10 protein-coding genes are annotated in these 11,228 nt (G+C 38.5%); all 10 read right to left on the reverse strand.

The features are described from left to right. Positions 1-4: 4 nt before the first annotated feature. A complete protein-coding gene (locus HMPREF9449_RS04685) occupies positions 5-859 on the reverse strand; it encodes a sugar nucleotide-binding protein (RefSeq protein WP_009136089.1) in 855 nt (284 codons plus the stop codon). Positions 860-876: 17 nt separating this feature from the next. After that, on the reverse strand, positions 877-1,950 hold the full coding sequence (locus HMPREF9449_RS04690; protein WP_009136090.1) for a polysaccharide biosynthesis protein: 1,074 nt from the start codon (positions 1,948-1,950) through the stop codon (positions 877-879). Positions 1,951-1,964: 14 nt separating this feature from the next. Beyond that, positions 1,965-2,996 (reverse strand): polysaccharide pyruvyl transferase family protein, encoded by a 1,032-nt coding sequence (locus HMPREF9449_RS04695; RefSeq protein ID WP_009136091.1) that lies wholly within the window; start codon positions 2,994-2,996, stop codon positions 1,965-1,967. Next, positions 2,993-4,237 carry a Coenzyme F420 hydrogenase/dehydrogenase, beta subunit C-terminal domain gene (locus tag HMPREF9449_RS04700; RefSeq protein WP_009136092.1) on the reverse strand — a complete coding sequence of 415 codons (1,245 nt, stop codon included), beginning with the start codon at positions 4,235-4,237 and terminating at the stop codon, positions 2,993-2,995. The genes HMPREF9449_RS04695 and HMPREF9449_RS04700 overlap by 4 nt, the downstream gene beginning before the upstream one ends. Next, entirely contained in the window at positions 4,237-5,247 is a 1,011-nt protein-coding gene (locus HMPREF9449_RS16990) for an acyltransferase (RefSeq protein WP_009136093.1), read from the reverse strand. Before HMPREF9449_RS16990 ends, HMPREF9449_RS04700 begins: the two co-directional genes overlap by 1 nt. Before the next feature lie 2 nt (positions 5,248-5,249). Continuing rightward, positions 5,250-6,683, reverse strand: a complete 1,434-nt coding sequence (locus HMPREF9449_RS04710; RefSeq protein WP_222704615.1) for a lipopolysaccharide biosynthesis protein — start codon at positions 6,681-6,683, stop codon at positions 5,250-5,252. 122 nt (positions 6,684-6,805) lie between these two features. Next, positions 6,806-7,864, reverse strand: a complete 1,059-nt coding sequence (locus HMPREF9449_RS04715; RefSeq protein WP_009136095.1) for a GDP-mannose 4,6-dehydratase — start codon at positions 7,862-7,864, stop codon at positions 6,806-6,808. Between the two features lie 3 nt (positions 7,865-7,867). Beyond that, complete coding sequence (locus HMPREF9449_RS04720; RefSeq protein ID WP_009136096.1) at positions 7,868-9,169, reverse strand: nucleotide sugar dehydrogenase; 1,302 nt, start codon at positions 9,167-9,169, stop codon at positions 7,868-7,870. Between the two features lie 310 nt (positions 9,170-9,479). Continuing rightward, on the reverse strand, positions 9,480-9,893 hold the full coding sequence (locus HMPREF9449_RS04725) for a hypothetical protein (RefSeq protein WP_009136097.1): 414 nt from the start codon (positions 9,891-9,893) through the stop codon (positions 9,480-9,482). 29 nt (positions 9,894-9,922) lie between these two features. Beyond that, the gene (gene nusG / locus HMPREF9449_RS04730; RefSeq protein WP_009136098.1) at positions 9,923-11,005 is read right to left on the reverse strand and encodes a transcription termination/antitermination protein NusG; all 1,083 of its coding nucleotides are present in this window, start codon (positions 11,003-11,005) and stop codon (positions 9,923-9,925) included. Between the last annotated feature and the right edge of the window lie 223 nt (positions 11,006-11,228).

The raw sequence follows: 11,228 nt of genomic DNA on the forward strand, positions 1-11,228 counted from the left end.
CATATTATAGATTATAATGGGGATACATATTTTTGTGTTTTTTAATCCATGTAGCCATTTCTGCAACCATTTGCTCATAATCAGGGATTATATAGGAGAATTCAAACTTGGTCCTCTTTAAAGATTTATCAGCATCTACTCCATCTATTGGATTGATTTTGATGGAATCGTTTCTTAAATAATGATTGAAGAGACCGCAAAGGTCATTCTTGCTTATTGAATGGTCTGGTACTGTATTGTAAAGTCCATGAGCTTTTTCGCGAGCCGCCACTTCCATCGTCTTCGCTAACTGAAGTGTAGTTTGACCAGTCCACATCGCTTTAGTGTATCCATTTATTTCTCCATTTTGTTGCATAAACCAATTAAGGAGACCTATTCCTTTGGGATTGATATCCGGTCCGACAATAGAGTTTCTTAGAGTTATGTTCTTATCATCATTCAATTCTCCTAATGCCTTAGAACGATCATAGAAGGTTTCTCCATCCTGAAAATCATCTTCAGTATAAGAACCTCTCTTCCCTGAGAATACGCAATCTGTACTCATATGGATAACCTGAGTGTCTGTCCCTAATGTTATCTCTGCAAGAAAATGAGGGAAATAGCTGTTAAGAAAAGAAGCGAGAGCTTTATTCTGTTCTGCGAACTGATTAAGAATTCCGATACAATTGATTACCGAATCAAATTTCCCTTTTGTAATAACTGTTCTTAGCGTCTCCGTATCAAATGCATTACCAGCAAAGCTATCTATATAAAGGGACTTTTGTCTATCAAATCCTACAACATCATACCCTTGTTCTTTCAAATATAGCGAAATGGTATGACCCGCCATACCATTACATCCACACACTAAAAATTTCATAGGATATTTTCTTAAAATTATTCACTTCTGATTTCTTTGTTTTTGGCTCTCGGAATTATCCCTAAGTCCTCTTGGATAAAGCGGAGTTTTAGAAGAAGCTCCTTCATACCCTCCACATCAAGGCGAACTGTATTGTGAGAATGATAATCTTCTATTTGAGATATTTGCTCATTTCCTTCCGTGAAGAATTTGTCATAATTCAAATCGCGGTTATCACAAGGGATTCTGTAGTAGTTTCCCATATCAATAGCTTTAGCCATTTCTTCACGAGTAACAAGTGTCTCGTAAAGTTTTTCACCATGACGTGTTCCAATAACCTTAACTTCTGTATTCCTATATTTAGTGTCAACTAGTTCGTAAGTCTGTTTCAATGCTTCTGCCAAAGTTTCAAGTGTTGCTGCAGGTGCTTTCTGTACAAATAAATCTCCATTATGTCCATATGTGAAAGCGTAAATAACAAGATCCACTGCATCATCAAGGGTCATCATGAAACGAGTCATATTGGGGTCGGTAATAGTAATCGGTTTGCCTTCCATCATCTGCTCAACCCATAGCGGAATTACAGAGCCACGGCTCGCCATGACATTACCATAACGAGTACAACAAATTGTAGTCTGAGCGCCTTCTCCAAGTTCACGTCCTTTTGCTATCGCTACTTTCTCCATTAAAGCTTTAGATATACCCATCGCATTTATAGGGTATGCCGCTTTATCTGTAGAAAGAACGACTACATTTTTAACTCCATGTTCAATAGCCGAAGCAAGTACATTACCAGTGCCTATCACATTGGTCATAGTTGCTTCCATCGGGAAAAATTCACACGACGGCACTTGCTTCAGAGCCGCAGCTGCGAACACATAATCTACTCCCCGCATCGCTACATCCACAGATGTTTTCTCACGGACATTACCGATATAGAATTTCACCTTGGGATTCTGCAGTGCATGGCGCATATCGTCCTGCTTCTTCTCGTCGCGTGAGAAAATGCGAATCTCCCTAATGTCGCTATTGAGGAAGCGACGAAGTACAGCGTTTCCGAACGAGCCAGTACCACCTGTTATCAACAGGACTTTGTCTTTGAATATTGACATAAGTTAATATTTCTTTATTTTATGTTTTTATTTATATAATCTATTCCCTCTTGTCTAATTGTATCGAATTTCATATCCACATCTTCCCAATTAATAACTGTGCGATATACATCACATTGGGATTCATTCATAATTCTATCTTGAAGTCCCAAACGACTAAGAAGTGTGAAAAATCTGTCGTTCATACCCTCGTTACGAGTGTTTTGTAGCGCAATAGTAAACGGTATATGATAGATAAGACAAAATACCATTCCATGGAATGAATTAGTAATAACATACCGACTGCTACGGATGGCTTGTACCCATTCTTCGATTGTTTCGGACATAATCACCCTTATTCCCTCTAGTGGCAATTGATCTTTAATGGCAGATAGTCGATTGTGAAGCATATATACAAGAGTTGTATTGGTACGAACAGGTGAAAGGCCCATAATCTTATCATAGTCCTCTGCCTTTAATAAAAGCGTAGGGTCTGGTACAACAACAGCATCACTGCGTCCCATTGACGAAAAAATGTTTACACCCGTAATTTCTCTAACTGACAACGCATTAAAGCGTTTAACAAGAGGGGAAGCTATTGGCAGAAGGTGCTCGGGATATCTAGTGGTTCCAAAACTCATTGCGTAGGCAATGCGCGTTGTTGCTTCATTACCAAAATCGAGATAATATGCTGTAGATCCTCCTTTTTCTCCACTCTGTAGAAAAGAAGGATTCATTACTTGATCGCTTCCTGAAATCAATAATTCATAATTTGTGCAATGTCCTCGAAGTTCGGAGATGGAGTAATACCGTTGTGTACATTTGAGAAATTTATGGCGAAACTCGACCATCTGCCGTTCTTTCTTTAGGTTAAAGAGATAACTTTTCAAATGTAGAAATTGCCGATAGCGGATAAATTTCCACAACGATGGTTCATATTGTTTGGGTTTATAATTTATAATCTCGACATTATGCCCCATGGCTTGAAGGATATTCTGCAAGGCCATCGCTTGAAGAATGGCTCCGTAGTTTGTCGCCCAATGGAATGTTATGATTCCGATTTTCATTTTTTTAACAGATGCTTGATTTTATATTTTATTGCCGACAATTTACCTCGCACGCGCCGTGAAAATGGAGGGCGTAACAATCTTTCAATCTTTGACCCAAATGTTTCCGTTGTAGAAACAAAGAAATCTTTGCGCTTTAGTGGAATTAATGGCGATTTACAGATGGCAGAATTTTTAAAACATATATCCTCATAATTAGCAGGATATTTATCTGCATTTATTTGGTTGAAAACGTATTTCCCTTTAGCTGTATTAACAAGAATGGCTGAAATTCCCTTATCATCATCCAGTTGTGACATAGACTCGTGAATACGCCAATAATCAGCAATAGTAATGTCTGATTCACTTTTTAATTTTTTTGCAGGACATGTATGACATGAAGGTCTTAAATATAGATCGGCAAGAAAACCGCGTAGAAACGGATTTTTGTTCATCGGCTCGTAAAGCTGTGTTTCTTCCAGGTTATTAGCGGATTTCAAAACTGATTTTTTTGCTACCTTAGAAGCGGCATAACGGATTTCAAAACCAAATTTTTTCCAGCCTAATCTCTTATCCCTAAATGATATACCCCTTATTACAGGCCTACTATTTAGGGATGACAAAACCGAATTTTTTCCAGCGGCGCCCGGAAGGCGCATGATTGTTTCATTCAAATATGTATGCCAAATACCGGGACTCGGAACGCCATGGCAGATGAAATCAACTGTCAAGAGGTTGTCATATTCCTTACACAGGAAGAGTTTAAATCCCGCGATTTGACAAGGTGTTCCGCTGAACAGCACTTCTCGACCTAGTTTTAAGAAAGCTTCGGCTTGCTTAAAAGTTTCCCCAATACGGCTCTGCACATACTTGCTACCTCGAAAAGCGGCCAAACCCTCCTTTGTTTCGGTGTATTGATGTTCTACTTCCCAGTTTTTGTCGAAACCAACTCCGAATACAACGCCTCCGTTATCTATTGTACGTTCGGCAAGCATCGTAAAGATACCGCCCGATGAACTCTTACAACGAATCTCATCGTTTGGGTTTTTGGCCGCAAAAACTTCAAGCGGTTCGCGAACGTTTCTTTGATTGAGTACGGGACAAACCTTCTCGCACAAACCACAATCAATACACAAACTTTCGTCTACTTTGGGATAGAGAAAACCCTCCGAATCTTCATGCATAGAGATGCATCGCTTCGGACATCGCTGCACACAAGCATTACAACCGCAACAATCTTTTTTATCTTGAATAGTAATCATCAAAAACCTAAATATTTCTTTGAGAAAGACGGTGCAATCCGTCTTGCGATGAGTATCGGAATTGATGTAAATAATAGTACGAGCAGAAAATCAGTCACCCAATAATGGTAAGGAATCACTTTGTTAAAAAGGATAATGAAGTAACAATGTATTAAATAGATACCGAAAGATATATTACCTATTTTTTCTATAATGTTATTCAATCGGTTATAAGGATTATACTTTGTTTCCAGTTTTTTTGAAAATATTATTAGAATAAAAGCCGCAGAATAAATAAATGAGGACAACTTCATCCCAACGCCACTTCCGCCTAACTTACTTATGTATAATCCTTCAAAATATTGTAACACAAAACTTATTAGGAACAAGCATAAGGGGACTGTGAGTTTATAATTTCTTGAAACACGACGCAATATTCCCCCCATAACAAAGAAGACTATCCATATAGGAAATGGTCCGGCATACACTATAAGAGGAAGTGAACCTATATCCAAAATTTTAGTCAAATACGTGATGGAAAGAATGGATATTGTAGACATAATCCCTGCTATAACAACTATTTTGATTTTGAATGGCTGCAACCATGGCAAAAGCAGATAATACTGAATGATTAATGCAACAAAATAATAGACGCTAAATCCACAGAATAATAATTTGAATATCTGAATTGGCAGGTTATTGAGCGTACTATTATATATACTCAATGCGAAGAGGGGTAACGACCATATCAAACAAGGGATGTATACTTTAGGAATTTGTTTTTTCCAAAAACTCAATCGCTCGGTGGTAGTGTATAAAGATTTCTTTGCAAGAAAGAATCCTGATATAGCAAGAAAAGTAGGGACTGCGACATTAAGAGTAAGCCTAGTGAAGACCTCCAATGTACTCCATAGCGAACCTTCAAATGAATATGTTGGACCTGTATGGATTGCTACAACCATACAAATAGCGAGACCTCTTAAAAAATCGAAATAGCTATTTCGAGACGATACTATAGTTGTTAGAGACATTGTTATTGCTTATCTTTAGAAAGTTTTGATAGTATCATTTCTCTAAAGAATAATCTTTCGCTATTAGTTAATCCTATATAATATATAGAAAGAGCAGAGAACGATACAGATGTCACTCCAACGAGCAGGAATCTTAATAATCCTTCTTCAAGGATTGTGTGCAATAAGTAAGGTACTACAATAACACATAAGGTTACAAAGAATATTGTTAACATAGGACCTTTTACATAAGCTCTAATCGACATATTGACTTGTTTATGCATAAAAAATATCCTTGCAATATGAGATGCAAAAGCTATAACAACCCCAGCTGCCATTGTGGATTGTGGGGGATAACCCGAACGCAATAACACGTATGAAATAGGTAAATTGAGTAATAATAAACCGCCTACAATCGTTTGATACCATTTTATATTACCTGTTGCTTGGATAGTTGCCATGATTGGGTTCCCAATAGATTCGACCAAGGCAATGAGTAATACTAAACGAACAAAGACGACTGTATATTCAGGAATTTCGCCCAACCATAATTGAAGAATATAATGAGTTTCAAGGGTAATGGGTACAAAGAAAAATAAGACTAAATAATAACACATTCTCGTTGAACGAAAAACTAGATGCATCATACTATCACGTTCGCCTGCCGCATATTGTTTTGTAATCTGCGGACGAAATGCGGTAGAAAAGTTTGTAACAAACATATTAACTACACTATTTACTTGATACGCAATACCTCGTGCTGCATTAACAGCAGGATTAAAGAACATATTTATTAACATATTCAATCCTTGGCTTCTGATAACACTAGATAGTGAGCCAAATAAACTCCAACCACAATAACTCATAACTTCCTTCATCATACCACGATTACAATAGCCAGTTATTCGTGTTTCTTGGAATTTGGCATGTGAATAGATTATATAAAACAGTGCGTGAATAAACGAGAGCAAACATAGCAGAATAGCATATAGCTGCAATTTATCAAAAGAGAATAAGGTAAGTGCAAAAACGATTAATAATTTCAAGACAACATCTGCCATGCCAACAAAGGCATATACTTTCATTCGTTCTCGTGCAATAATAATTGAATTAAAAGGAGTCATTAACAAATTGAAAACAAATGACAACACTGACAAATGAAAAACCCACTGTGCCGCTCCAATCCTATCTTGAGGTATAATAAGTTGTGTATTAATAAACCATAGCCCTATCGTTTCTGCAAGTGTAACAACAATTAAAGCGATTATACCAAAACACCATAATGAAGTATTAAAGTATTGGTTTAAACGGTCGTAGTTATTACGTCCCAACTCATATGCAAAGAAGCGTTGTACTGCACTGACAAGCATACCCTGCAAAAAGCCAAACATCGAAACGACTCCACCAACAACGTTGAAGATGCCATAGTCTTCAACGCCGAGAGTATTTAAGACCACTCTAACGGTATATAGAGACACGAAAAGAACTAATATCTGTTGAACATACAGATATCCCGTGTTTTTTAATATGCGCTTGTTATTTGATCTTATTTCAGAAGACATATAATTAAATACAGAGTTTACTCAACGAACCACTTATACCACTCCGCAAATCTTCTTAAACCTTCTCTCAAAGATGTTGAAGGTTTGAATCCCATATCTTGTTCGAGTGCTGAGGTGTCTGCAAAGGTTACAGGAACATCTCCAGGCTGCATAGGAACCAATTTCTTGTGTGCCTCGAAGTCATAATCTTCTGGAAGGACACCGGCACGAACCAGTTCTTCTTGAAGTATCTGGACAAAGTCCAAAAGTTTTTCGGGTTTGCTATTACCTATGTTGTAAACCTTATATGGAGGGACCGGTAGTCCGTCTTCGCCGACAGATTTCTCAGGGGCTTTGCGTATTACTCGCCATACACCCTCAACAATGTCGTCTATATAAGTAAAGTCTCTCTTACAGTTACCATAATTGAAAATCTCGATTGTTTCACCCTTGATGAGTTTGTCTGTGAAGCCGAAGTATGCCATATCTGGACGACCGGCAGGCCCGTAAACCGTAAAGAATCGCAATCCAGTAGAAGGAATATTATATAGCTTGCTGTATGCGTGAGCCATAAGTTCGTTTGACTTCTTTGTGGCAGCGTATAACGAAACAGGCTTGTCTACCTTATCTTCTGTACTGTATGGTACCTTCTTGTTGGATCCGTACACCGAAGAGCTTGAAGCATAAACTAAGTGCTTCACACCTTCCGTGCCATTGTCGTATGAGTGACGGCACGCCTCTAAGATATTGTAAAAACCTATGAGGTTCGACTCTACATAGGCTCCTGGGTTGGTTATTGAATAACGGACTCCAGCCTGAGCCGCAAGATTCACAACAACATCGGGCTGAAATTCAGCAAATATCTTATCTATTAGGGGCTTGTCTGCAATATTACCCTTTATGAATTTCCACGAACATCCTGGATGTTCTTTTACACTTTTCTCTATCTCGGAAAGACGAAACTCCTTGATACTGACATCGTAGTAGTTATTTACATTATCAATACCCAATATCTTCACATTAGGCTCATCTTTCAAAAGACGCAACACAAGGTTTGCACCAATAAATCCGGCTGCGCCGGTAACAATTACTTTCATAGCCTAATCTCTCTTAAAAATATCGCGAGTGTAAACCTTATCAGCCACATCATCTAATATCGAATCATAACGATTAGCAATGATGGCATCTGACTGGGATTTGAAAGATGCTATATCATTTACTACCCTACTACCAAAGAATGTTGTTCCGTCTTTAAGTGTTGATTCGTAAATAATGACTTCTGCGCCCTTTGCCTTGACACGCTTCATTATACCTTGAATGGAACTCTGACGGAAGTTATCTGAATTGGCCTTCATAGTCAGACGATAAACGCCGATAGTAACCTGCTTCTCTTTTTCTGTATTATATATACTATTCTCACTATAATAACCAGCTTTTCGTAAAACCTGATCTGCTATAAAATCTTTGCGTGTACGGTTACTTTCTACAATAGCACTCATTATATTCTGAGGAACCTGATCATAGTTTGCCAGTAACTGTTTGGTGTCTTTAGGCAGACAGTAGCCACCATATCCAAATGATGGATTGTTATAGTGTGTGCCAATTCTCGGATCAAGTCCGATACCTTGAATGATGGCCTGGGAGTCGAGTCCTTTAGCCTCAGCGTATGTGTCAAGTTCGTTGAAGTAAGATACGCGCAGAGCGAGATAAGTGTTGGCAAAGAGTTTTACAGCCTCTGCTTCCTTCAAGCCCATAAAGAGAACGGCAATATTCTCTTTTATAGCTCCTTCTTGAAGAAGATTGGCAAATGTTTTGGCTGCCTTCTCAAGTTTAGGCATATCTGAAACAGCACGAATGGCAGCATTTTCCTCAGCAAATTCTTCTGATTCGATAATTTTCGGAATACCTACGATAATACGGCTTGGATGGAGGTTATCCTCCAACGCCTTACTTTCACGAAGAAACTCCGGAGAGAACATAAGGTTGAATTTCTTTACACCCTTTTGAGCATATTTTACATAGAGGTTATGGCAATAACCAACCGGGATGGTTGACTTGATAACCATGACGGCATCCGGATTCACTTCCAACACCAAATCAATAACTTCCTCCACATGACTTGTGTCGAAATAATTCTTGATTGGATCATAGTTTGTCGGTGCAGCTATAACGACAAATTCTGCATCCTTATAAGCAGCTTTGCCATCAAGAGTCGCTACGAGGTTCAACGACTTCTCTGCCAAATATTTTTCGATATAATCGTCCTGTATAGGCGATTTCTTACTATTAATCAAATCAACCTTTTCAGGGATAACATCAACTGCTGTAACCTGATGGTGTTGAGATAAAAGGGTGGCTATGCTCAAACCGACATAACCAGTACCTGCTACTGCGATTTTCATTATACTATTTTATTATATTTATTCTTAGTTTGAGGTATCGGAAACTCTAAGATTCCTTATCTGTTTCTTCTTCTATATTTTTCTCTATGAAATTGATATAGCCCGGGATTTCAGCTCCTAATCCAGAGATTATATTCATGAAATTTTAACTCTCTTCATCTTCGGACTTCAATAGTCGTGAAACGTCACTCAGATAATTTTCATATAAAAACAATGGGCAAAGGATTCAAAACTCTCTATAATAGATTTACTTTTTCGTGTCTATGTAAAATAATTATTCATAGATTGTTGTGATTTCTAAGAAACAATTTTATCCTACCCTTATAAAACCGTCAACATCCTCCGTGAAAAGCTTTACCTTCTTCATATGCCAATCGCCATACTCAAGAGGTGCAAATGGGCTGACTTCATATTCGATATAATCTTCTTTTCTGCGTATGGCATCGTGGTTCTGCTGGTACTTTTTAAAATCTTTATCAAGGATACTTGTTCCCACAATTGTAAATGGGAAGTTGGGACTGTTTACCACAAAAGCTTGAACTTTGGGGAATATTCGAGCCAGGAAATATGCAGAATGCTCGAAACCATGCCAATACTCTCCAGTACGATACAGGCACATCTTGTTGGCATTCTTAATTTCACGTTTGGCGATGCTAAGTGATTGGGTGTTGATTAAACGAACCAACTTAACGCCGCAGGGTTCATTATCGTAGTCTGAGCGCATATAGAGTCGATTTTATTAAATCTTATAAATTAGTGTCCGAGACACTTGTCATAATCAGCCAGTCGCTGAATAAGAAGCTGCTTGCTTTTCTTGGGCGCCTCCTCACCTATCCAAGGCTCAATTAACCGGTGTGCCTTTTCGTGATAGAAGACATTGTCTGTACAACCATAAAGCGTAACCATCAGCAACGCCAATGACTGCTCGGCAGTAATCTTCGGCAACATCATTTGAACCAATTTCAGAATACCATCTGTCTTTTCCTTGTAGCCAAGTATTATGCAAGCCGGCAGAAGGATGGAATATAACTTGCAACGAAGAATGGAAGTGTCCACTTTCAAATCCGAATACATCAGATATGTATCCTTTGCCAATTTGGTATCTTCGTCAGTTGTCTCGCCTTGATGGAAACGACATAATGCTTTGTGAAGATTCCAAAAGAGGTGAGGATTATCCAATCCGTGCGAACTCTTTTCCTTTTCTTCCTTGTTGAATAAATCGATGACTTCGTACTGCACCGGGCGAACATTCATCAGAGGAACACACATCCAATTGTCCACAAAGACCATAATCTGACTGACGGTCGATCTCGGTTTTGTAACGAGAAAGGCTTCTATGCCCTTGAACTGTCCTTTGGTAATTTTAATTCTGTCGCCTTTAATCAGCAACGTCTGATCGAGCAGGCAGAGAGGGAGATAACCTCCGTATGAATGGGCAATCCATTGCAAAGTTTTGATGGTGCTGTCCTCGACGTATGGATAGTAATATGAACCGTCCGCGTTGGTTATGCGGCGAAGTACACTATATTGGGGTTGGTGTCTTTTCAATACGAAAAGGTCATCTTCGGTGGCATGAATGAAAAAATAGTTATACAACAGAGACTCCTGAGTGGTTATCAATTTGCCGTCAACCTCTTTGGTTTGCGCATATGTTGGTGCAAAATATTCGAATTGTATCTCTCCGGCACGTTTGCGACGTTCCAACTCTTGTTCCAGACCGACAGTCAAGCCCTTTTTGCCGAAAGGAAAGAACATAAGATACCACCTCACGACTTTTCTGTGGGGAACGGATCTAATCAGTTTCGGTAATTCCTTTGGTTTGGATTTAACTTCCATATATTCAGTATTTTATGCTTTAAAAAGTATGTGACTGAGCTTGGCAAAGTGATTTATATCTCCTTGTCTATCAACGAATTATTATGTCTTGTGATATGAGATTTTTATTTCTCATTTCACTCATAAAGCCCCGTTTTTAAAGTCCATACTTCCGCATATTTTTTTATTCTATCAGTTTTAGATTTGGTTATCACCTTGCGTTGTGTGGTTTCTCTGTAAGAAA

Source organism: Odoribacter laneus YIT 12061 (assembly GCF_000243215.1).
GTDB classification, from domain to species: domain Bacteria; phylum Bacteroidota; class Bacteroidia; order Bacteroidales; family Marinifilaceae; genus Culturomica; species Culturomica lanea.